Source organism: Nonomuraea deserti, assembly GCF_004348685.1.
In the GTDB taxonomy this organism is placed as follows: domain Bacteria; phylum Actinomycetota; class Actinomycetes; order Streptosporangiales; family Streptosporangiaceae; genus Nonomuraea; species Nonomuraea deserti.
In genome coordinates, this window is the sequence record NZ_SMKO01000189.1 from 1 (window position 1) to 21,283 (window position 21,283).

Consider the following 21,283-nt stretch of genomic DNA (forward strand, 5'->3'; position numbering starts at 1 on the left):
TTCAACAAGGCGTGGGACGGCCAGGTCGCCGGCGCCTGGCGGGGGCACGGGATCGAGAAGGTGTACACGTTCACCTGCTGGGCGGGCAAGTTCGACAACTGCGGCAAGAAGTACCGCATCTACTGAGCGCGGTGATCTGTGCCGTCGTACGGAAGTGCAGAGCCGTGTCGTATCGCACGCTCAGCCGATCGTCTTGGAGATGAGGGGCCGTCGGTGACGGCCCGAACAGATCCACTCATCTCCAAGGAGCGCCTCATGCGTCCCACGCTGAACACCATCGACATCGTCGTGTCCGACCTGGAGGCCTCGATCGCGTTCTACGCCCGGCTGGGGCTGGAGTTCAAGATCGATGAGCACTCGGCCGAGCACGCCGGCTGCGACCTGCCGAACGGGCTGCACCTGATGCTGGACACCGAGGGCTTCCGCACCCCGTTCCTGCCGGGCTGGAGCGCGCCGACCGGCGGGCCGCGCACCCTGCTGTGCTTCGAGTTCGACACCCCGGCCGGGGTGGACGCCAAGTACGCCGAGCTGGTCGAAGCGGGCTGTCGCGGGATCGCCGAGCCGTTCGACGCGTTCTGGGGCATGCGCTATGCCACGGTGGCCGACCCGGACGGGTGCGGCGTGGATCTTTACGCCGCGCTCCCGGCAAGCTGACCTGCTCACCAGGTGACCGGCAGCGATACCAGCCCACCGGTCAGCACGTGCGGGTCGAAGGTCAGCTCCTCCACCGGGCAGCCCATCCGCAACGCGGGGAAGCGGGCGGCGAGCTGGGAGAAGACCGCCCGCAGCTCGATCCGGGCCAATGGCGCGCCGATGCAGTAGCGGGCGCCGTGGCCGAAGGTCAGGTGCGGCGCGGCCGGCCGGTCGAGGTCGAACCGGTCCGGGTCGGCGAACACCGAGGCGTCGTGGTTCGCCGCCCCCGTGTCCAGCAGGACCAGGTCGCCCTCCCGTACGCGCACGCCGGCGATGTCCAGGTCGGTGCGGGCGGATCGGGGGATGCCGCCGCCGCCCGGGCCGGGGGCGCGCAGGATCTCTTCCACCGCGGCGTCGATCCGCGTGGGGTCGGCCACCAGCGCCTGCCACTGGCCGGGGGTGGCCAGCAGCCACAGCGCGCCCAGGCCGATCGCGGTGACCGTGGTCTCGTGGCCGGCGAACAGCAGGAACATGCCCATCGCGGCGGCCTCGTCGTCGCTGACCCCCTCGGTGGGCGGACGGCTGGCCGTGGCCACCGGAGCCGACGACTTCGACGATGGGTCCATCCCCGCGCTGCTGCGCGCCGCCGCCGCCGACCCCGACGGGGTCCGGCTGCTGTTTCGCTACGCGGCCCGCGAGCCGGACTTCCGTGAGCTGATCGACTCCATCGCCGCCGCGTCCCGCGAGGTCGCCCACCGCAACCTCGCCCGCGTCATCCCCGCGGGCCCGTGGCTGGACTGGGCCGCGAACCTGATCCCCGCCGTCACCCTCGAGGCCGTCATCGCCTGGCTGGACGCCGGCCAGCCCGATCCCGACCAGGCCGCCGAGCGCATCAGCGAGGCCGTGCACGGCGTCATGGCCGCCGCTCGAACCATCTGACTCCGGGGACGCAGGGGGAACGATCAACCGCACACGATCGGCGCCGATTTTGAGAGCTCTGCCATCCGCCGTCACGCGATGACACACTTTCGCCATGGCGGATGCCTCGCTTGTGACGACCATCATTTCCGCGGCCGGCGCGATCGTGGGCGCTCTCAGCGCTCTGGGCGGCGTCGCCCTGACCAACCGGGCCACCGCCAGGAAGGAGGAGCGGGAGGCGCAGCGGCGGCGCGAGGAGCAGCAGGCACAGGCGCGCGAGCAGGCTTACGGAGAGCTGCTGGGAGGGGCGCTCAAGCTGAGATTGCAGGTGGAGGTCGCGGCCCACCACCCCTGGGAGGACATGAACGCCCGGCTCGCCGCCATCGAGGCGCAGGCCGCGACCGTGGGTGACCTGGCCTCGCGGGTGGCTGTCCTGTCCCCGGGCGGGATTGCCCGGGCCGCGAGGGATCTGGCGACGGCGGCGTACGGACTGGCGAGCCAGGTGACCCGGCACACCCGGATGCACTACGACGAGGGCGGCCAGTTCCTGGGTGGACAGATCCTGGAGCCGCCCTTATTCGGCCCGATCGAGCAGCGCATCGACGACTTCTGCAACGTGGCGGTGGACGCCGACCCTCTTCAGGAGGGCGACGGGCTGCCGGTCCCCAAGAGCTGAGTCGCCACGACGCGCTGGTGGGGGGGCAGCGCGGGAGCCGTGGCCGCCAAGGAGAGACGGGCGAGGTCGGCCGCTCCGGCGCGGTTGCCGCCGCGCGCCCTGACGCGGGCCACGTACAGGAGCGCCGGCCCGTTCTGGATGCCGGCTCTGAGCGCCGCTTCCGTCTCCTCCTCGGCGTCCCGGGGGTTGCCCGTGCTGACGAGGGCGAGCGCGCGGGCGGCGCGACCCTCTGGGCGCAGATGCCGCCGCACCTGGTTGAGATCGTGCAGGGCCTTCTCGGCCTGGCCCAGGTCGGCCAGCATCTCCCCCCGCGTCCGCAGCGCCTCGGGCGTGCCGGAATCGGTGTTCAGCACGTCGGTGAGTACGGTCACTCCGGCATGACCCTGACCCGCCTGCCACAACGTCCGGCCCAACTCGGTCTGCAGCGCCAGGTCGGTCGGCAGCCGGTCGACCGCGGAGCGCATGGTGTCGACTGCTTCGACGCTCATTCCCTGAGCCAGCAGCGAGTGGGCGATGGCGGCCAGCAGGTTGGCCACGGCAGAGTTGTCCTGCATCGCCTCGTAGGAGGCGGCGGCGGCCCGGTAGTGGGTCACGGCTTGTTGCGGGTCGCCACGGAGGTGCGCGATGTCACCCAACCTCGCCTCGACCTCGGCCAGGAGCCTCAGGTCCTCCTGCCCGGCGAGGGCCGCGCCCGCGCTCCGCTCCGCGGTCGCGAGGTCTCCCCTGAACAGCGCGGACTCCGCCGCGGCCAGATGCCGGCGGGGGGTGGTGCCGCTCACCCGCAGGTCGGCGACGTCCAGTCGGGTGAGCGGCTCGGCGAGGCACTCGTGGTGCAACCGGTAGGAGCCGTCGTCGGCGCGCAGGATGTGACGGTCCTGGAGGGCCAGGAGTATCGCCGGCGGCAGGCCGGCGCGGGTGGCGCTACCCGCGGCGTCGCCTCGGACCGCGGAGGGCGCGAACGCGTGTTGCAGCCACGACGCCACGCGGAGGGTGGAGACGTCGTGCTCCATGGTCACGTCCGCGACGGCTTGGCCGCAGAACTCCCGTAGCGCCGGCCCGATGCCGGGATAAGCGTGCACGTCCTGGAGGGTGATGGCCGTGGTGTCGGCAGGGAGTGAAGTCCACAGCCGCGAGCAGATCGCCTGCAGGAGCACCGGGTCGACCGCGCCGTGCCCGGTGGCTACGGCGGAGGCGATGCGCTCGGCCACGCCATCGGCGTACCACCTCCCGCTACCGAGCACCGGCCGTTCGATGGCCTGCACTGCCTCGTCGAGCGTGAGCGCGCCCAACCGGTACGGCTGCGAGGGACCCAGAGCGACCTCGAGGTCGGGGAGGTGCTCCTCCCGTATGGAGAGGAGAAGTCGCAGGGACGGTAGCTCGCCGGCGACCTCGCGGAGTTGGGCGAGAAAACCGGCGCGGTGCCGGTCGAGGCGCGAGTGTCGTTCGAAGACCTTCTCGACCTGGTCGATCGCGGCGAACAGGGGGCCCGAGCGGCCGTCGGCCCGGCCGTCGCGGCGCAGGAACTCGTAGAGGGACAGCCCGGCCAGGCGGCCTGGGGGCGTCGCCGGCGACCAGGAACAGAGCACGGCGAGCGTGTAGGGGTTGTGCTCCGGCAGCGCGGCGAGCGCGCGGGGAAGCGGTCCGGCGGGCCGCCCTGCCGGCAGGACGTCGGCGGCGCGGAGCGCGGGGTGCGTGACGAGCCTGGCGTGCAGCAGCGAGGTCTTCCCGCAGCCGGGCGGCCCGCTGAGCACCGTCAACGGACGCTGCTGCCAGCGATCGGCGACATCGTCCGCCGCTGCGGAGCGACCGAAGTATTGTCCGGATTCATCCGCATGAAAAGGGCGAACGCCAACATATGGTTGCCGATCGACATATTGGGCCATCACGCTGACAGTCATCGCAGCGATCCCGTCCGAAAAGGGCGTCCTGTAAGCAGGATCGGCTTCGGATGCGAGGTAGCGGCCAGACCCGCTCGCCTGCCACCGGACTGCGGAGACCGCTTCGCGGTGGATTGCCGGCAGACAATAGCGAGAGGGAGGCGCGTCGGCCGATTGCACGATTGCCCTGGAGGAGATGGCGACTGCCTGGAAATGGTGCCGACTCCTCTCAGCGCGAATGCGGTCGCCCCGGTGGAGCCCGGTCCGACGTATGGCGTGAGTTTATGTCGGCGGACGGTGCGCTCGTACCGCGACCCACCGTGACACGCGGTTGTCCAGGCTTGCCCCTCTCACGAGGCCTTATGCCGTGAGCGGCCGGATGACCGTTGCCGTCTGCGCCGGGTGAAGGGGTTGTCATATGCTCTGACCGAATCCGAGGAGCGATCCGCTCTGGCTGAGCGCCCTCTTCACCGCCTCGCCGAACACCGACGGGTCCTCCGCTGAGAGCGCCGCTATGTCGCGGAGTGAGGCTGCGGAGAGGTCGAGCAGGCCGCCGTCGTGCTCGTCGACACCCTCGGGCGAACATTCCTCCTGTCTCGCCAATGGAAACTCCAGACGTCGGGGCAGCTGACCGCATGGCCGTACGCCATGCGAACGCCGCTTGTAAGGCATGCCTGCCACAGCATCGCCCATATCGCGGTCCTTGCCTAGAGGGGTGCGCCCCCGCAAATCTTCTGACCAGGCGGAACTCTCGAACTGGAGATCGTCGAGCCTATCGATTGCGCCCTATGTCCTAGATGATCCATACAAGGGGTATTCGGGCGAGTTTCGCACTCCTCATGGAAATTGCATGGCTACCTGCGCGTCAGTGGGTCGACTAGGAGGCATGCTACGGTGTTGCTACCATCAGTCTGTGACGGGTTCTCGGGCGGTGGCGCGCGGATTGCCAGAGGTATGGGGCGAAAAGATTCCGCCGCGCAATAAGAATTTCACCGGCCGGGATGGGCTACTCGAGCAGCTTCGCGCCGGAATCGCGGCCGACGTGACGGCGGTTGTGCCGCACGCTCTGCACGGTATGGGCGGGGTCGGCAAAACGCAGGTCGCTGTCGAGTACGCCTGGCGTTATCAATCCGAATACGACGTCGTGTGGTGGATATCGGCTGACCAGGCGCTGCTGGTGCCCGCGGCGCTGGCCGCGCTCGCGCCCAGGCTCAACCTGCCCCCCGCCAAGGCGGTCGGCATCGACGACACCGCCGCCGCCGTCCTGCACGCGCTGCGTCGTGGCGACCCGTACGACCGCTGGCTGCTCATCTTCGACAACGCTGATCGGCCGGAAGACATCAACCAGCTCATCCCGCGCGGTCCCGGGCATGTTCTCATCACCTCGCGCAACCAGGAGTGGCGCAGCGTCGTCGAGACCGTCCCCGTCGACGTGTTCACGCAGGGCGAGAGCGTGCAGTTCCTGCACAAACGCGTGTCCAAGACGCTCCGCGAGGTCGACGCGCGGCGGCTCGCCGATGAGCTGGGGCACCTGCCGCTCGCCCTGGAGCAGGCCGGTGCGCTGCAGGCCGAGGCGGGCATGTCGGTGGACGAATACCTCCAGCAGCTCGCCAAGCACATGTCCGACACCCTGCAGATGCCCAAGCCGCTCGACTACCCACGGTCGATGACCGCGGCCTGGCGGCTCTCCGTGAGCCAGCTGGAGCAGCAGCTCTCCGAGGCCGTCGAGCTGATGAGGTGCTGCGCGTTCTTCGGCCCCGAGCCGATCCCCGTCGACGTCTTCCGCTGGGGCGTCGACGAGCAGCTGGCACCGGGTCTGCAGCAGCTCCTCGACAACCCCCTGCTGCGGAGCAAGGCCATCCGGTTGATCGGGCGCTACGCGCTGGCCAAGCTCGACCCGGAGACACGCACCCTTCAGGTGCACCGCCTCATCCAGGCCCTGCTCCGCGCCGACCTGAGCGAGGCCGAACAGAGTCGCTACCGGAAGATCGTCCATGTCCTCCTGGCGAGCCCGGCGCTCGGCGACCCCGACGACGAGGCCAACTGGCTGCGCTACGCCGAGCTCGTCCAGCACATCGTGCCGTCCGACATCGCCACCACGCGCGAACCGAGGGTGCGCGACTTCGCGCTCAACATGGTCCGCTACCTCTACGCGTCGGGCCAGCACCAGACGAGCCGGGCCTTCGTGGAAAGCTTCCTCGGGCAGTGGACCAAAGACTCCGGCCCCGACGACCCCCACGTGATCGACGCCCAGGCACAGCTCGGCAAGGTGCTGCGCGTTCTCGGCGACTACCCCCAGGCCTTCGAGATCGACAGGGCGGCGTTGGATCGCGCGCGCCAGGTCTTCGGGCCCCAGCACGAGAAGTCGCTGTTCCTCTCCCAGGGATTCGGCGGAGACCTGCGGGCCATGGGCGACTTCATCGAGGCCAGAGATCATGACGAGCAGGTCTTGCAGGGGCACGAGGCCACTTACGCCGCTGACCACATCGAACTGCTGCTCGCCAAGAACAACCTGGCGCTCGACTACGCCCTGGTCAGCCACTACCAGCGGGCACGCTCCGTCCATGAGAACGTCTTCACCGTCTCGAGCCGGAAGTCCGACGTCAGCAAGGTGTCCCACCTCCTGTTCTGGGGCAATCTCGCGCGGGTGGTCCGGCTGTGCGGCGATTACGAGGACGCCTGCGACCTCGGTGAGGACGCCTACGCGTTCGGCGTTCAGGAGCTCGATGTCGAACACTGGGTCACGCTCCGCACCGGCAAGGACCTCTCGATCGCGCTGCGCCGCGCCGCCCGCTACGACGAGGCGATCGAGCTGGCCCAGGACGTCTACGAGCGGTACAAACGGCTGCTCGGCCCGGACCACCCCGACACCCTGGCCGCCGCCATGAACCACGCCAACACCCTGCGCACCATCGGCGAGATCAACGAGGCCTTCGAACGGGCCATGGACACGATGAACCGCTACCCGCAGGTCTACGGCGAGGAGCATCCCTACAACCGCGGGTGTGCGGGCAACCTGGCGCTGCTGCACCGGGTGCGTGGAGACGCCGAGAGCGCGCGCAGGCTCAACGAGCAGTGCCTGGCGGCCCTGGACAGCAGGCTCTCCCGCGACCACCACTATTCGCTCGTCATCGCGACCAACCTGGCCAGCGACCTGACGGTGCTCGGCGAGCTGGACGCCGCGCAGAGCCTCGGCGAGGACACGCTCAACCGCTCCCGCAAGCTGCTCGGAGCCATCCACCCGCTGACCCTGGGCTGCTCCGCCAACCTGTCGGTGATCCTGCGACGCATGGGCGCCGAGGAGAGAGCCGAGGAGCTGTCGTCGCGCTCCATCAAGCAGTTCGAGGAAGTGCGCGGTCCGCAGCATCCCGACACTGTGGTCGCGGGCGAGGGACGGCAGCTCGACTTCGACTTCGACCCGCCACCCATCTAGCACTTCACGGCCGCGGCGCCCGGCCCCGACCTCAGAACGCGGGCCGGCCGTGGGCGCGCCGCCAGCGGGCCAGGTGACGTTCGGCTTCCGCACGGGCCCGCGCTTCCGCGCTCGCCGGCACCGGTTCCCCCTGCCAGGCGGTCAGGACGCGGCGCATCTGGGCGACGAACTGCTTGCCGGCGGACGTCAGCAGCCCCGAGGCCATGAGGGCGTCCACGGCGCCGCCGGCGCCCGCCCGCCAGCGGGCGAACTCGCTGTGAGCCAGGACGCCCCTCTCACCCCGCTCGTGGTGGCGCTGGCGTCGCCAGAAGCCGGTGACCCCCATAAAGGCGTACGCGCCGTGCAGCAGCCCGGCGGCAGGCCGGGGATCCTCCCGCCAGGGCGCGTAGAACCTGCGGCCCTGGTCGGCGTCGAGCAGGCGCACGATGTCCGACAGCGCGCCCAGCTTCGCGTGCTGGATCTCATGCGCCAGCGTCGCGGCGAGCGTGAGTCCGTCGGAGGGCGAGGACATGCCCACGGTGCCGAACGTCTCCGAGGCCGTCCCGCTCACCTGCCCCCGTGCCGGACGACGCAGCGGGGTGAGCACCCGATGCGCCACCTGAATCTCCTCCGCCGTCGACGGATGGTGGGCGGTGAGGATGCGCCACGCCTCCTCCAACGCCGAGCGCCAGCACTGGAGCTCGTCCTCGGGCAGCCTGCCGGCCACGTCAGCGGGCATCCGGTAGGGGTCGACATCGTCGAGGACGAGGTCGAGAGCCTGACCGTCCGCGTACGCCGTGAGCCGGCGCAGGCCCCGCCAGCCCGGGACGTCCCTGGAGCGGTCGTCGGGGATCACGACGCGGGCGCCACCGCTGACCACCTCCGCCCCTCCAGCCGTGGACCGCACCGTCGCGGTGCCGTCCGGGACGCGAGCCTCCCCGAGGGACGGCAGGACAAGCGCACCGGTGGAGACCCGTACCTCGATGGACAACCGCGCCCGCGCTCTGATCGCGGCGGCCGCGGTAACGGCGGCCAGATGATCCGGCCAGGCATGTTCCGGATCGCTGTCGAGAGCAAGGAGCGTGGAGCGCAGCCAAGCCCCCACAGCCGGATAACACACGACGGCCTCGACGGCGTCCGGGGCGTTGTCCTGGAGCGCGGCGAGCAGGTCGTAGGCGTCCGCGGTACGGCCCGCCGCGGGATGCCCTGTCGTTCTGGCGCTCTCCACCAGGCCACGTAGGAGGAGCAGATGCTTGCTGCGCTCGACGGCGGCCAGCTGGTGTACCGCCGCGGCACCTCCTCGCCCAGCCGCCAGGGCGGCGAACACGTCGTCGGAGACGTTGTGTCTGCGCAGTTTCATCCAAGCCTTTCGAGCTGCGTACCCAGGTCGGCCGCCACGGCCTTCCTGATGTGCCGGATGAGCTTGAGCAGGTCGGGGCAGTAAACGGAGGGGTTGGCGAAACCGCTCCCCGCGCGATAGCGGTGCGCGAACTGCCCGCCGCCGCACACTGCCTTCACCTTGCACGACCGGCAGCCGGGGGCCAGCGCGGATTCGCCGACTTGGCGGGCGACGGTCTCGGTCAGGAGCAGCACCTCGTCGAAGGCGTTCCTGGTCACGTGGAGCCCCGTGGAGGGCGCTCCGGGCGCGGAGGATCGGACCGTGTCCGACAATTCGATCGTCCCGTCCGCGTCTATGACGAGAACCGTCACAGGGGACAGCCCCAGCGACTCGCTGTTCGACCGGCCGCCGAGCAGGAGATGAATGATCTCGCTGAAGAGCCGAACCTCGGTCTCTTTACGTGGCGCGCCGTACCACCGGTCGAAGACGGCGATCAGCCAGTCGGCGTACGGAGTTTCCGCGGCCCCCGGTATCCGTCCCGGCGGAGGATATGACCAGTTGCCCAGCGGCAGCAGGAAGTCGATTCTGGGTGGTCGGTGCTCGAGTAACGCCTCATAGATCGCCACCGGATCGTCACGGACGTCGATTGTGCAGAGCAGGCCGCTGAACAAGTGCGGAAACGAACCGCGCAGCAGCCCCAGCGACTTCGCCACGGCGTCGTAGCTGCCCCTGCCGTTGGCATATTTCCGATGCCGGTCGTGCGCTTTTCTGTCTCCGTCGAGACTTATCGCCACGGCGATATCGAGCTCGTCGAACATGCGCAGGTATCCGGCGTCGAGGCGGATTCCGTTCGTCTGTATCCGCGCCCCCACTCGCGCACGACCATTGACCGCTGCCCGGGTGGCGGTGACGATGTGGGAGAGCAGCGCGGGCCCGGCCAGCAGCGGCTCGCCACCGTGCAGGATCAGCTCGACGGACTGCAGGCCGTGGCCGCGGACGTGCTCGGCGATCCGCTCACCCGTACGCGTGGCGGTGGCGGCGGACATGCGTATCGGCTGTTCCTGCCAGCTCCGGTCCGCCATTTCATAGACGTAGCAGTACGCGCACGAGAGGTCGCAGCGGCTGTTGACCTTCACCACGAATTCGCGAAACGGGGTGGGCGCCCATCCCTGGGCCGCGAGGACGGCGGGACCCGGGACTTTCGGCCACTCGGTATGGTCATCACGCTGCACCGACCCGAGATTCACCGCCACGCCCTGATCAACTCCCGAGGTGAGCATTCCGGCGCGTCGTTGCGCTATCGCTTGTAGGTGCACAACCACTATGAGCGCGCAAAAGGATCTCGTCAAACAAGGGCATGACGGAGTCCTCGATAAGACTGCGTGCGGCAGCCGGGCGGGTCGCGGTCGCAGGGTTTCCCCGCGGGATGCGGTTTCAGCGCGGGTGATAGTCGAGCGTTCCGAGGGGCCATTGTGTGGACAGCCAAACCGTCACGGCTTCGTACAGGGGCACGTCCAGTTCGGCTCGGTCGGCCCGGACCCAGGAGGACACGTCGGCGTCGTGGTCGTCGCTGCGGGAGGGATAGATGTAGACGCATCCGATCACCTCGTCGCCGGCCGGGTCGAGGACGGTGTAGGTGAATCCGCGGCGCCGGGCGAAGTCGTTCGCGTGGCGTCGCAGGTCGGCGAGGTTGGCCTCCAGGGTCATGCCGTCCACGGGAGGCCATTTTCCGTCCGGGAAGCCCGGGGTCGCGCGGATGTGCTCGATGCTGCTGGTCCAGGCGGCGTGGTCGGCGGCGTTGTGCTGGGGGCCCAAGGGTTCCAGCCGGAACTGCGGGGTGGCCAGGGACAGGGGGACGACGAAGTCGTCGGGGACGAAGGCACGGTCGTTCATGAGGCCGAGGCTATGAGGCTGCGCTCGCCGGTCGCATCCGGATTATCCCGCACTCCTCTGACGAGCCGCGAGAGGAAACTCCGGCACGACGTCGAACCAATGGTCGTGGAGCGGCATCCAACAAGATTCCAGCACGGGAAGGGGCTTGAGTGAGCATCTCGTTGAGCGGCATCGACGTGACCCGCCTGCCCGACGACGTGGTGGCGCTCATCGACGCCCTCCAGCCTGGTGAGAGTCTGGTCCTCACGCGTGACGGCGCGTCGATCGCGACGATCTCCAGCACCATCGACGTGATTCAAGGCGCCATCGTCGATCACGACGCGCCGGACGAGGACGGCGAGGCTGACGAGCAAGCACCCATCGACTACGCGGGCGTGACGGTCGTGGCCACCGCGATGGAGCTGTCGACCGCGGCGAGGGTTGCGCTGTCCACCCAGCTCGGGGCGGACTACGTAGTGCTCGATATGCATGCGGCTCCCGCGACGACCGATGTGCTGCTGGTGCCGCCAGGCAGCCCGCAGCTGATCGCGGCGCTGCGATCGATGTTTCCGAAAGCTCGCGTCGTCGTCACCGAGATCGAGGACCACGAACTCGGAGTGCAGTATCACGGCCCGGTCCGACGACTACTCGACGCCGGCGCTGACGCGTACCTACCTCCGGCGACGCTCCCGCACCTGGCCAGGCAGCTCGACTACACGCTGAACCAAGGGCGCGAGCTCGCCGGCGGGGCCGCGACGCCGCCGCAGATCGCACCGGCCGCGGAGCCGGCGGAGCCAGACGGTCCTGAGGCAGGCTGACCTCGGCACACCGACCTCCCGCGAGAATCCCGGCCGGGGGGACCGGCGTCACGGGCTTTCCGGTGTCACGGGTCTCGTGTCACAGGTGCCGTTTCAACCAGTCCCAGGTCACCTGGTCGCGCTCCTTGACCGGCGGGCAGTGTCCATGGCCCCCGGTGATCTTGACCTCGCCGTCGGCAAATGAGGCGGAGAGTCGCTTGATGTCGCCGACCGGCGCGAAGGGGTCGTCCGCCGTGGCCACCACCAGGATCGGGGTGTCGGTTCGCTTCCTGCCCACGTAGCCCTGGTTGACCAGCGACGTCTTTTGACGAGATGCGCCAGTCGTTCGGTGTTCCCAGCCGGGACGTCGAGGCGAGCAGCCAGCGCCGCCCGCGGCTGCGGCGGGAGGATGTCGATGAACTCGGGGCCGGCGTCGAGGGCCTGGTGCACCGGGCCGCACACGGACACCACTGCCTTGACCCGCTCGTCGGTGAATGCGAGACGTCCCGCGTTGTCGGACGAGACCATGGCGATACCGGCGGGAGCGAGGTGCTTCTCGAACAGCGGCCGGTTCTGGGTCTTGGCGACGTCGATGCCGCCCGTGGAGAGCACGACGGGAAACGGGCCGTCGCCCTTGGGGAGATGGAGGAACGCCTCGAACGTTCCCCCTTCCAAGGGCACCCGCAGCCGCTCGAAACCCGAGTCCCCGAGACGGGCCGCCTTTTCGTATGCGGCCTTCGCCATCGTGTACGCGTCCTCCTCCTGCGCCGACTCCCGGTGCTGGGGGTAGGCGGCCACCGTGAAGTAGATCGATGCCGCGCGATACTGGTCCCGCGCGTCACGGGGATCGCCGTTGGTTCGGGCGGCGTCGGCCTTGCCCAGCGCCTCCTTCGCAACGGTGGTCCACTTTGTGATCCAGTTGCCGGGACCGGGCTCGATCACGGTGTCGGACCACTGCGCGTTCTCCCGCTTGCCCGTCGCCTCCTGGATGCGCCGCAGCACCGCCCGCATCACGGCGGTGTCGCCGCCATTCGCAGCCCAGTCCTCCAGTGGGATCTCGCGGAACCACTTCTCCTCGTCGATCTCGACCGGTTCGACGGTGGCAGCCGACTTGGAGGCGCTGGTCGAGGGGTCCGTTCCGCCTTCTCCGGCAGGCGTCCCGGTCGCCCCGCACCCCGCGACGGCCAACGTCACCACAGCCACCGAGGCTGCCATCGCTGACAGCCGTACCTGATGTCGCATGTCTTCTCCTCGCAACCGCCGGGCCTGACGTTCCCACTCCTCTGTGCTCGTGCTGCACTCAAGCGCGGTCACATGTGGCTCGTGCGGTTGCCTGGATGAAGCCTTCATGAAGCCGGGAGACAAGGGGCGCTGGCCGGGGCGTCAGCGCATGGTCTGCCGGAAGTACTCCTCGGCGCCGATCGGCTGGATGCCGGGGTAGCGGTGGTTGTCGAGCGGGTCGAGCTTTCCCTTCCCGGTGACCATGGCCCAGTTGTACTGCAGAAGGAGGTACTCGAACGCGTCGGTGGCCACCGCCTTGCGGCATTCGATCTCGGCGCGGAGGTCGTCGGTCGTGCCGAGCTGCCGCGCCTCGAGCCGCCGCCCCGAGCCGCGCTCCATGGCCCGGCGCAGTTCCTTCAGCGTCAGAACGTCTCCGGCCACGCGCACGGTGCGGCCGGCGGCCGAGGGGTCGAGGGCCACTTCGGCGGTCCACTCGGCGGTGTCGGAGTACGTGGAGAAGTCGACGGGCTGATCGCCGTCACCCCAGTAGTTGAAGGTGCCGGACTCCCAGTCGACCCAGTTGTAGAAGGGCATGTTCAGGACCTCGAGAAAGGCGCCGATGAGGACCGAGGTGGGCGCCACGGTGCTGGAGCGGTAGGACTCGGCGGCCCTCTTGCGGAGGTCGGCGAAGTCGTTGTCGCCGTAGTCGAGCCGGTCTATACCGAGGGAGAAGTCCGAGGGGATCCAGCGCGGAACCCCGGCCTGCTCGGCGGCACGCAGCAGGTTGACCTGGCCGTCGATGATGACCTCCGCGCCTCCCTGGACGGCGGAGACGACGACGTCCACTCCCTGGAGGGCACGGGTGAGGCGGTCGGCGGGATCGCGGATGTCTCCTTCCACGATCTCGATGGCCGGGTCGTCGAATGCCTGGCGGCCCTCGGTGTTGCCGGGCCTGACGAGAGCGCGGACCCGCACGTCCCGCCGTCGCAGGCTGTCGACTATCAGGCGGCCCAGGCGGCCGGTGGCGCCGGCCACGAACACGGTGGACATGGATGCTCCTTGTCGCGGAGTAGGGGTGGGTTGGGAACGGGGCTCCGGATTCGGCAGCCCGGCTGGGATCACCTGCGGGTCGTCGCGCGGGCTCTGAGAAGGTCTGCGACGTCGGCGAGCCCGACCTCGACGCGTCCGTAGACGCGGGGGTTGAGCAGTGTCGTACCGTCGAAGTCCCCGGCGGATGCGAAGAACGCGACCGGGATCGTCAACGCCTGGAAGAAGGCGAACAGCGGCCGCATGGCGTGCTCCAGGACGAGCGCGTGGTGGTCGCCTCCGCCCGTCGCGGCGAGGAGGACGGGCTTGTTCGCGAGCGCGTACTGGTCGACGAGGTCGAAGAAGTGCTTGAACATGCCGGGGTACGTACCGCGGAACACGGGTGCGGCGGCGATGAGGAGATCGGCGTCCTCGGCGAGCCGGAGTGAGTCCTCGACCTCGATCGGGACGTCGTCACGCTCGATCGCTCCGGTGAACCCCGCGCCCAGGCGGTACACGTCGACCCGGGACACCTCGATCGGCATCATGCCCTTCAGGGTGTCGAGGACGACGTCGACCAGTCCCATGGTCTTGGACGGCTCGCTGGGGCTGCCGTTGACGACGACCACGCGCAGGGCGGGGCCCCGCGTGGACGTGCCCGGATCCGCGTGGCCTGCTTGCGGGACGACGGTCATGCCACGCTCCTCCCACGCAGTGCGACCTCGCGGCGCACGACGGGTGCCACCTCGGTGCCGAGCAGCTCGATCGCTTCGAGGTGCTCCTTCTGCGGCATGCCGCCGAAGCCGGTCTGGATGATGACCCGGTTGACGCCGTACAGCTCGTGGTAGGCGAGCAGCTTGTCGATGATCTCCTGCGGGCTGCCGACCAGCAGTCCGGCCGAAGGCGACGCCTGCGCGTCGAACGCGGCCCGGGGGAGCCGGAGGCCGACGCCGCGCTGGTGGTTGTTCTCCATCATGCCTCTGGCGAAGTAGGGGTACATGGTGTCCCGCGCGCCCTGGCTGGTCCGCCCGACGAACCCGTGCGAGTTCATGCTGATCGGCAGCGCGTCCGCGTTGTGCCCGGCCTTCGCCGCGGCCGCTCGGTAGAGCTGGACCGTCTCCTCGTGGAAGGTCATCGGCCCGAGCAGCAGGGCCAGCGCCATGGGCAGGCCGAGGTGGCCGGTGCTGATGGCCGACGCGGGCGACCCGCCTACCCCGACCCAGATCGGGATGGTGCCGCCGTCGGCGCGGGGTGCGATATCGGCGTCGACCAGGGGTGCGCGGAAGCGGCCTGACCAGGTGAGCGGGTTACGGTCGCGGATCTTGAGCAGCAGGTCGAGCTTCTCGCGGAACAGCTCCGCGTAGTCCTTCAGCTCGTACCCGAACAGCGGGAAGGACTCGGTGTAGGAGCCGCGACCGGCGATGATCTCGGCGCGGCCGGCGGACAGCAGGTCGATCGTGGCGAACTGCTCCCAGACGCGTACGGGGTCCTCCGAGCTGAGCACGGTGACCGAGCTCGTCAGCCTGATGTTCCCGGTCTTCTCCGCGGCGGCGGCCAGCAGGATGGCCGGCGCTGATCCGACGAAGTCGCCGCGGTGGTGCTCGCCGACGCCGAAGACGTCCAGGCCCGCCTGGTCGGCGACCTGCGCCTGCTCGATCGTCTCGCGGACGCGCTGCCGCGGGGACGGCAGGGCTCCGGTGGCCGGGTCCTCCGTGAGCTCCCCGAACGTCATGATGCCGATCTCGAATGGCATGTCGTTTCCTTCCTCCGGCCGGTGGCGCCGCTCGCCTCCAGCCGCTGATCCGTACCGATTAACCTGCCTGCGCAAGCAAATATTCCCGGCGTGCAGACTGCCTGCGCCACGTGTTTCGCCCGGTACGGGCCGGCCGCGCGATGAGCGCGTGACCTGCGACGTACCCGCCGAGCGGGTGGCCCGCGCGACGCTCACTCGGCCCGTGCTCGCCGCGGAGGGCGACGCTCGCTCCGCTGGACGTGAGCGTGGCCGAACACAGCGTGCTGTCCCTGCTGGGCGAGGCCGGCCGCGCCGACCGGCTCGGGCGACGCCGCCTGATCGAGCGCCGGCGCCCGGCTGACGGCGGCCGCGGGCACCGGTACGTCCGCCCGCTGAGATCGCCGCGCGTCAGGTGCCGTTCTGGCGTGGCCGGGCGCGTACGTGAGCGCGTTCCCCTTGGGGCCCGAACAGGATGAGCAGCTCGACCGGTGTGGGCCCGGCGTTGCCCATCCAGTGCGGGACACGCGTGTCGAACTCGGCCACCTCGCCGGGCGCCAGGGTCAGGTCCTGGTCGCCGAGTACGAGCCGCAGCCGGCCGTTGAGCACGTAGAGCCACTCGTAGCCCTCGTGGCGCTGCGGGTCGGGCTCGGCGGGGCCCGTCGCCCCGGGAATGATCAGCTTGTACGCCTGGGTGCCGCCCGCCCGCTGGGTCAGCCGGATGTAGGTCATGCCGTCGCGCCGGATCGGCCGCAGGTGGACGCGGGGGTCGCCGGTCTGCGGCGCCCCGATCAGCTCCTCCAGCGGCATGCCGTGGGCCCTGGCCAGCGGGAGGAGCAGCTCGAGGTTCGGCCGCCGGTGGCCGCTCTCCAGGCGCGACAGGGTGCTCTGCGAGATGCCGGTCTCCGCGGCCAGGCCGGCCAGGGTGAGGCCGCGATGGCGGCGCAACCGCCGGAGCCGCGGGCCCATGCCCGTCAGCGCGGCGTCCAAATCGTCGTCCACAGCGGCCGTCCATGCTGAATTGGCAACGAGGAGCGCGAGCACCGGACGCGATCCGAAGTCCGGCCATGGCATCAACCGTCCACGTATACGCCCGCATTCCCCGGAGGGCGTCTCTTGCCGGGTCGGCAACTTTTCGTGTGTCCGCGACCGGGGGTGACGCAGACTCCCAGCCGTGCGACGCCGACCAGGCGCCGAACACAGCCGGGCGCCGACCAGGCCCCGGCCGCGGTCAGAGTCGGCCACAGTCAGAAAGGACGCTCACGGTGAGCACCCAACCCCTCCAGAGCTCCGGGCACGATCCGGGCCACGACCGCGTCATCCCGCTGAGCCGACGGCCGGCGGCGGGCGGCGGCCAGGCATCCTCCGCACAGCGGCTGCGCTACCCGGCGGTCATCGTGCTCTGCCTGACCCAGCTCATCCTGGTGATCGACAACAGCGTGGTGAACGTCGCTCTGCCGCAGATCCGCCACGCGCTCGGCTTCTCCGCCACCGGCCTGTCCTGGGTGGTCACCTCCTACGCCCTGGTCTTCGGCGGCCTGGTGCTGCTCAGCGGCAAGGTCGGGTCCATCATCGGCCCGCGCCGCGCCCTGCTGATCGGCGTGTCGGTCTTCACCGTCGCCTCGGCGCTGGGCGGTGCGGCCACGACGCCGGCGATGCTCATCGCCGCCCGCGTCCTGCAAGGTGTGGGAGCGGCGCTCGCCGCGCCGAGCACCCTGGTGCTGCTGATGTCGATCACCAGGCCCGGTCCGCAGCGCGCCCGGGCGATGAGCGTGTTCGTGTTGTCCATCGGCATCGGCGCCGGGCTCGGCCTGGTGCTCGGCGGGCTGCTGACCACGTCCCTGGGCTGGGAATGGGTGATGTTCGTCAACATCCCCATCGGCCTGGTCGTCCTCGTGGGGGTACGCCTGCTGGTGCCGGAGGCGACCCGCGCGCCGGCCCGTCTCGACGTCGGCGGGGCGGTCGCGTCCACGATCGGCATGACGGCCCTGGTCTACGGCCTCATCAACGCCGGGTCGCACGGGTGGACCGGCCCGCCGGTCCTGGTCTCGTTCGCGCTGGCGATCGCCGGGCTGCTCGCCCTGGTCCTCATCGAACGCCGCCACGCCGCCCCGGTCGTGCCGCTGGGGTTCTTCACACGGATGCGCAGCGCGGCCCCGCTGCTTGCCATGATGCTGATCCCGGCGGGCCAGGCCGGTTTCCTCTACTCCGCCGCGCTGTTCACCCAGAACGCGCTGGGCTTCACCCCGCTGCAGACGGGGTTGTCCGTCCTGCCCTTCAGTGCCGCGCTGCTCGTCACTAACCTGTTGACCGGCCGCCTGGTGCCGCGGCACGGGGAGCGGGTCATCGGCTCTCTCGGGATGTCCGCCCTGCTCGCGGGGTTGGTGTGGATGTCGCGCGTCGACGCCGCCGACACCTTCGCCGGCGGCCTGCTCGGGCCGTTCGTCCTGCTCGGCCTCGGCGCGGGGCTGACCGTCGCGCCGCTCACCGCCGTCATCATGCACCAGGCGCCGCCCGACCTCCTCGGCGCCGCTTCCAGCCTCAACCAGGCCATGCAGCAGCTCGGCGGCGCGCTCGGCCTGGCCGTGATGACCACCGTCTACGGCGCCGCCGCGGCCGGAGCCGGCGAAGCGGGGGCGATCGCGACCGCCCTCACCGCCGGGGTCGTCTTCCCCCTGCTCGCCCTGACCCTCTTCGCCACCTGGGCCCGCCCCACCACGCGCTGACCACAACGACACAAGAAAACGACACAAGAAGCCGGAGGAACCACCATGAGCGACGCACCCGTTTCCACCGACCCACAGGAGTTCACACGCGCCTGGAAGGAGTGGAGGGCCGGCTGGGAGCAATGGCTCACCCAGCCCCTGGGCTGGCTGGCCGCCACCTCGCACGAATGGCTCGACGACACGCCCCAGCAGTATCCCGGGCTGCCCGGCCGGTGGTGGCAGCACGGGGACGACCTCCACATCGACCCCCGAGGCACTCCGATGACCTTCGACGGCGAGACCTTCACCACCGAACGCCGGTTCGCCCTCGCCGACGCCCCGGACGACCTCCGCGTCACCGTGGGGGACCTGGAGGTGGGCATCACCTACCGCGGCACGTACCTGATCGTGACCTACGATCCGAGCTCACCGGCCCGGCACGACTTCGGCGGTGTGCCTGCCTACGAACCCAGCCCGGCATGGGTGCTCCCCGGCCGGCTCGAACGGCTGGACGCGCCGGCGTCCATCACGCTCGACTCCGTGGGCTGGGACGCCCACACCCACGAGACGCCCGGCCAGGTGCACTTCTCGTACGCGGGTCGCGAGCACACCCTCCAGGTGCTCAACTCACACGGGATGCTGCTCACCGTCTTCACCGACGCCACCGGCGGCGTCACCACCTACGGGGCCGGCCGCTCCCTGAACCTCTCCGAACCGGACGCCGACGGCAACGTGACGCTCGACTTCAACCGCGCCGTCAACCTGCCGTGCGCGTTCAGCGAGCACTTCCCCATCTGCCCGCTACCGCCCTCGACCAACCGGCTGCCCTTCGCGATCGAGGCCGGAGAGAAGACACCCCACTGACGCGGACGAGCCCGGCGCCACTTCACCTGACCTCGCCTTCCTGGCTCCGTCCACGCTCCGCCCGCGAGGCCACGCGTGGACTCGACCCGTGAGCTCGTCACGTCGGTGATGGCGAACGGCGGGCGGCCGGGCCATCCGGCACGCCAGGTCGGCGGTGGCGCCGGCGGCCTGCCCGGTCAGTCCGGAGACGGCGCGGGACGGTGGGCGCGGAAGAACTCGATGACGTCGTGGGCCAGCAGGTCGGGTTCTTCGTGGGCGGCGAAGTGCCCGCCGCGGGGCATGTGCGTGTAGCGCGTGATGGTGTAGGTGCGCTCCGCCCAGCTCCGTGGCGGCCGGCTCAGGTCGGCGGGGAACAGGGCGACGGCTGTGGGCACCTCCACCCGCTCCACCCGTCGGGTCAGGCCGTGGGCGTACTCGTAGTAGGGCCTGAAGGAGGTCGAGATCGTGCCGGTGAACCAGTAAAGGGAGGCCTGGGTGAGGATGAAGTCGTCGCTGAAGCGCGAGGAAAGGTCGCCTCCGCAGTCGCTCCACGCACGGTACTTCTCGACGATCCAGGCGAGCAGGCCGGCGGGCGAGTCGGCCAGGCCGTGGGCCAGGGTGAGGGGACGGGTGCTCTGCTGGTGCTGGTACCCGCCTTCCTGCGATTGCCAGGCCGCCACGGAGGCGAGGTGGTCCCGCTCCTGCGGGGTGAGGCTGTCGGGGTCGTAGCCGGCCGGTGCCGCCACGGCCAGCAGGTGGATGCCGACCAGCGCCTCGGGGTGGGCCTCTGCGAGTCGTGAGGTGACGCCGGCGCCCAGGTCCCCGCCGTGCGCCGCGTACCGCTCGAAGCCGAGTTCGTTGCGCATCAGCCGGTGCCAGAGGTCGTGCGTCTGCTCCGCGTCCGTGAGCGCGGGGCGCTGCGGCGAGAACGCGAACCCGGGCAGTGAGGGGACGATCACGGTGAAGGCGTCCTCGGCCGCTCCTCCGTACCGGGAGGGGGTGGCCAGCCGGTCGGCGAGGGGGACCAGTTCGAGGAAGGAGCTGGGCCAGCCGTGCGTGAGGATGATCGGCAGCGCGTCCGGGTGCTCGCCGTCGAAGCGCAGGTAGTGCACCGGTGTTCCGTCGAGATCCGCGAGATGTGACGGGAGGGCGTTGATGGCGGCTTCGTGGGCTCGCCAGTCGTAGCCGGAGGCCCAGTACGCGACGAGGCGGCGGAGTTCCACGGTGTCCGTGCCGGCCTCCCAGCGGTCCACGGGCCAGGGCCGGGGCCATCGCGTGGCCTTCAGCCGAGCGCGCAGCTCGTTCAGTTCCGCGTCACTGACCGTGATCATGGGTGTGTTGCTCGGCACGGAGTTCTCCTCTGGTGTGCCCAGACGTCACTCGTCCTGACGCTACGCCTGTCGGCTCATGCGGGCTTGGGGTCGCCCGCAGCTCATCGGTCAGGCCGGTCGCGCGGTGGCGGGTCGGTGTGTCCGGATCTCGACGGCGTGCGGCACCGGTGGTCGGGCGTTCAACCACCGGCCTTCGACACGGCGAACGCGAGCAGGAAGCCGGCCAGGGTGATGAGACCGGTCATCAGGTGCGAGGACTCGAACGCCTCGGGGATCATGGTGTCGGCGATCATGGTGAGGATCGCTCCGCCGGCCAGCGCGATGATGCCCGCCAGCACGGCGGCGGGCGCCTGCCCCAGGAGCGCGTACCCGGCCAGCGACGACAGGCCGCTGACCCCGGCGATCCCGATCCACAACCCGAACACGTACGTCCTGGATCGCCCGGCCCGGCGCATGCCGGCCGCGCTCGACAGGCCCTCGGGCACGTTGCTGATGAACACCGCCGCCACGGTCACCATGCTCACCGCACCCCCGCCGAGCAGGCTCGCGCCGATGACCAGCGACTCCGGCACGCCGTCGAGCACCGCGCCCAGCGCGATCGCCGACCCCGACCCCTCCTGCTGCGACGGATGCCGGTCACCGGAGCGCTTGCGATGCCTGGCTCCACGCCGGGCCAGCAGGACGTTGCAGACGGTGTAGAGGACCGCGCCGGCCACGGCCCCCACCACTGCGGGCGCCAGCCCTGCGCGGCGGTGCGCTTCGTCGATCAGCTCGTACGACACCGCGGACATCAGCACCCCGGCGCCGAACGCCATCACCGACGCGATCAGCCGTTGCGGCATCCGAACCGTGTACCCGGCCAGCGCTCCGAGCACGAGCGCGAACCCGGCCAGCAGCCCCCACC

At 70.2% G+C, this 21,283-nt stretch carries 20 protein-coding genes and 1 pseudogene; 7 read left to right on the forward strand and 14 right to left on the reverse strand.

Translation table 11 applies throughout. The features are described from left to right. Positions 1-255 precede the first annotated feature (255 nt). Complete coding sequence (locus E1292_RS41010; RefSeq protein ID WP_132604468.1) at positions 256-654, forward strand: VOC family protein; 399 nt, start codon at positions 256-258, stop codon at positions 652-654. Positions 655-659: 5 nt separating this feature from the next. On the opposite strand, the gene E1292_RS41015 is transcribed toward E1292_RS41010, so the two are convergent. Then, positions 660-1,172 (reverse strand): cytochrome P450, encoded by a 513-nt coding sequence (locus E1292_RS41015; protein ID WP_246090683.1) that lies wholly within the window; start codon positions 1,170-1,172, stop codon positions 660-662. Between E1292_RS41015 and E1292_RS41020 the strand changes: the two genes are divergently transcribed. Both E1292_RS41020 and E1292_RS51790 read left to right on the forward strand, forming a co-directional pair. Then, positions 1,165-1,572, forward strand: a complete 408-nt coding sequence (locus E1292_RS41020) for a hypothetical protein (protein WP_181958378.1) — start codon at positions 1,165-1,167, stop codon at positions 1,570-1,572. The genes E1292_RS41015 and E1292_RS41020 overlap by 8 nt on opposite strands. Before the next feature lie 94 nt (positions 1,573-1,666). Next, positions 1,667-2,227, forward strand: coding sequence for a hypothetical protein (locus E1292_RS51790; protein ID WP_165975000.1), 561 nt, complete (start codon positions 1,667-1,669; stop codon positions 2,225-2,227). On the opposite strand, the gene E1292_RS41030 is transcribed toward E1292_RS51790, so the two are convergent. Together E1292_RS41030 and E1292_RS41035 are read right to left on the reverse strand one after the other, a co-directional pair. Beyond that, positions 2,191-4,125, reverse strand: a complete 1,935-nt coding sequence (locus tag E1292_RS41030) for an nSTAND1 domain-containing NTPase (protein ID WP_342775761.1) — start codon at positions 4,123-4,125, stop codon at positions 2,191-2,193. The two genes, E1292_RS51790 and E1292_RS41030, sit on opposite strands and share 37 nt — an antisense overlap. 393 nt (positions 4,126-4,518) lie before the next feature. After that, complete coding sequence (locus E1292_RS41035; RefSeq protein ID WP_132604477.1) at positions 4,519-4,707, reverse strand: hypothetical protein; 189 nt, start codon at positions 4,705-4,707, stop codon at positions 4,519-4,521. Between the two features lie 283 nt (positions 4,708-4,990). On the opposite strand from E1292_RS41035, the gene fxsT reads away from it, so the two are divergent. Further along, entirely contained in the window at positions 4,991-7,537 is a 2,547-nt protein-coding gene (gene fxsT / locus E1292_RS41040; protein ID WP_132604480.1) for an FxSxx-COOH system tetratricopeptide repeat protein, read from the forward strand. Between the two features lie 31 nt (positions 7,538-7,568). On the opposite strand, the gene E1292_RS41045 is transcribed toward fxsT, so the two are convergent. The 3 genes from E1292_RS41045 to E1292_RS41055 all read right to left on the reverse strand — a co-directional run bounded on the left by E1292_RS41045 (position 7,569) and on the right by E1292_RS41055 (position 10,748). Beyond that, positions 7,569-8,876, reverse strand: coding sequence for an HEXXH motif domain-containing protein (locus E1292_RS41045; RefSeq protein WP_132604483.1), 1,308 nt, complete (start codon positions 8,874-8,876; stop codon positions 7,569-7,571). Then, positions 8,873-10,108, reverse strand: coding sequence for an FxsB family cyclophane-forming radical SAM/SPASM peptide maturase (locus E1292_RS41050; protein ID WP_246090684.1), 1,236 nt, complete (start codon positions 10,106-10,108; stop codon positions 8,873-8,875). Before E1292_RS41050 ends, E1292_RS41045 begins: the two co-directional genes overlap by 4 nt. Before the next feature lie 181 nt (positions 10,109-10,289). Continuing rightward, on the reverse strand, positions 10,290-10,748 hold the full coding sequence (locus E1292_RS41055) for a GNAT family N-acetyltransferase (RefSeq protein ID WP_132604489.1): 459 nt from the start codon (positions 10,746-10,748) through the stop codon (positions 10,290-10,292). 149 nt (positions 10,749-10,897) lie between these two features. Here E1292_RS41055 and E1292_RS41060 point away from each other — a divergent pair, with 149 nt between their 5' ends. Further along, a complete protein-coding gene (locus tag E1292_RS41060) occupies positions 10,898-11,545 on the forward strand; it encodes a hypothetical protein (RefSeq protein WP_220447307.1) in 648 nt (215 codons plus the stop codon). 79 nt (positions 11,546-11,624) lie between these two features. Here E1292_RS41060 and E1292_RS56345 read toward each other — a convergent pair whose 3' ends face one another. From E1292_RS56345 to E1292_RS41085, 6 genes and pseudogenes are all read right to left on the reverse strand, one after another. Continuing rightward, positions 11,625-11,984, reverse strand: coding sequence for an alpha/beta hydrolase (locus tag E1292_RS56345; RefSeq protein ID WP_500690530.1), 360 nt, complete (start codon positions 11,982-11,984; stop codon positions 11,625-11,627). Between the two features lie 65 nt (positions 11,985-12,049). After that, positions 12,050-12,874, reverse strand: a pseudogene (locus tag E1292_RS56350) (alpha/beta hydrolase); the annotation flags it as partial. 33 nt (positions 12,875-12,907) lie between these two features. Next, positions 12,908-13,795 carry an NmrA family NAD(P)-binding protein gene (locus E1292_RS41070; RefSeq protein ID WP_132604495.1) on the reverse strand — a complete coding sequence of 296 codons (888 nt, stop codon included), beginning with the start codon at positions 13,793-13,795 and terminating at the stop codon, positions 12,908-12,910. 68 nt (positions 13,796-13,863) lie between these two features. After that, on the reverse strand, positions 13,864-14,466 hold the full coding sequence (locus E1292_RS41075) for an NAD(P)H-dependent oxidoreductase (protein WP_132604498.1): 603 nt from the start codon (positions 14,464-14,466) through the stop codon (positions 13,864-13,866). Continuing rightward, on the reverse strand, positions 14,463-15,524 hold the full coding sequence (locus E1292_RS41080) for an LLM class flavin-dependent oxidoreductase (protein WP_132604501.1): 1,062 nt from the start codon (positions 15,522-15,524) through the stop codon (positions 14,463-14,465). The genes E1292_RS41075 and E1292_RS41080 overlap by 4 nt, the downstream gene beginning before the upstream one ends. A gap of 387 nt (positions 15,525-15,911) precedes the next feature. Then, the gene (locus E1292_RS41085) at positions 15,912-16,502 is read right to left on the reverse strand and encodes a helix-turn-helix domain-containing protein (RefSeq protein ID WP_220447308.1); all 591 of its coding nucleotides are present in this window, start codon (positions 16,500-16,502) and stop codon (positions 15,912-15,914) included. 263 nt (positions 16,503-16,765) lie between these two features. Here E1292_RS41085 and E1292_RS41090 point away from each other — a divergent pair, with 263 nt between their 5' ends. Continuing rightward, positions 16,766-18,226, forward strand: coding sequence for an MFS transporter (locus tag E1292_RS41090; protein ID WP_165975002.1), 1,461 nt, complete (start codon positions 16,766-16,768; stop codon positions 18,224-18,226). A gap of 45 nt (positions 18,227-18,271) precedes the next feature. Continuing rightward, positions 18,272-19,069 (forward strand): DUF1684 domain-containing protein, encoded by a 798-nt coding sequence (locus tag E1292_RS41095; protein ID WP_132604511.1) that lies wholly within the window; start codon positions 18,272-18,274, stop codon positions 19,067-19,069. 176 nt (positions 19,070-19,245) lie between these two features. On the opposite strand, the gene E1292_RS41100 is transcribed toward E1292_RS41095, so the two are convergent. Both E1292_RS41100 and E1292_RS41105 read right to left on the reverse strand, forming a co-directional pair. Beyond that, positions 19,246-20,397, reverse strand: a complete 1,152-nt coding sequence (locus tag E1292_RS41100; protein WP_220447309.1) for an epoxide hydrolase family protein — start codon at positions 20,395-20,397, stop codon at positions 19,246-19,248. A gap of 161 nt (positions 20,398-20,558) precedes the next feature. Then, a partial coding sequence (locus tag E1292_RS41105) for a ZIP family metal transporter (RefSeq protein WP_132604514.1) occupies positions 20,559-21,283 on the reverse strand: 725 nt, incomplete at its 5' end.

Excerpts from the sequence above, each read along its gene's own strand:
- E1292_RS41075 (WP_132604498.1), bottom strand. The coding sequence starts at position 14,466 with ATGACCGTCGTCCCGCAAGCAGGCCACGCGGATCCGGGCACGTCCACG.
- E1292_RS51790 (WP_165975000.1), top strand. The coding sequence starts at position 1,667 with ATGGCGGATGCCTCGCTTGTGACGACCATCATTTCCGCGGCCGGCGCG.
- E1292_RS41070 (WP_132604495.1), bottom strand. The coding sequence starts at position 13,795 with ATGTCCACCGTGTTCGTGGCCGGCGCCACCGGCCGCCTGGGCCGCCTG.
- E1292_RS41055 (WP_132604489.1), bottom strand. The coding sequence starts at position 10,748 with ATGAACGACCGTGCCTTCGTCCCCGACGACTTCGTCGTCCCCCTGTCC.
- E1292_RS41030 (WP_342775761.1), bottom strand. The coding sequence starts at position 4,125 with ATGACTGTCAGCGTGATGGCCCAATATGTCGATCGGCAACCATATGTT.
- E1292_RS41095 (WP_132604511.1), top strand. The coding sequence starts at position 18,272 with ATGAGCGACGCACCCGTTTCCACCGACCCACAGGAGTTCACACGCGCC.
- E1292_RS41045 (WP_132604483.1), bottom strand. The coding sequence starts at position 8,876 with ATGAAACTGCGCAGACACAACGTCTCCGACGACGTGTTCGCCGCCCTG.
- E1292_RS41010 (WP_132604468.1), top strand. The coding sequence starts at position 256 with ATGCGTCCCACGCTGAACACCATCGACATCGTCGTGTCCGACCTGGAG.
- fxsT (WP_132604480.1), top strand. The coding sequence starts at position 4,991 with ATGCTACGGTGTTGCTACCATCAGTCTGTGACGGGTTCTCGGGCGGTG.
- E1292_RS41015 (WP_246090683.1), bottom strand. The coding sequence starts at position 1,172 with ATGGGCATGTTCCTGCTGTTCGCCGGCCACGAGACCACGGTCACCGCG.
- E1292_RS41020 (WP_181958378.1), top strand. The coding sequence starts at position 1,165 with ATGCCCATCGCGGCGGCCTCGTCGTCGCTGACCCCCTCGGTGGGCGGA.
- E1292_RS41080 (WP_132604501.1), bottom strand. The coding sequence starts at position 15,524 with ATGCCATTCGAGATCGGCATCATGACGTTCGGGGAGCTCACGGAGGAC.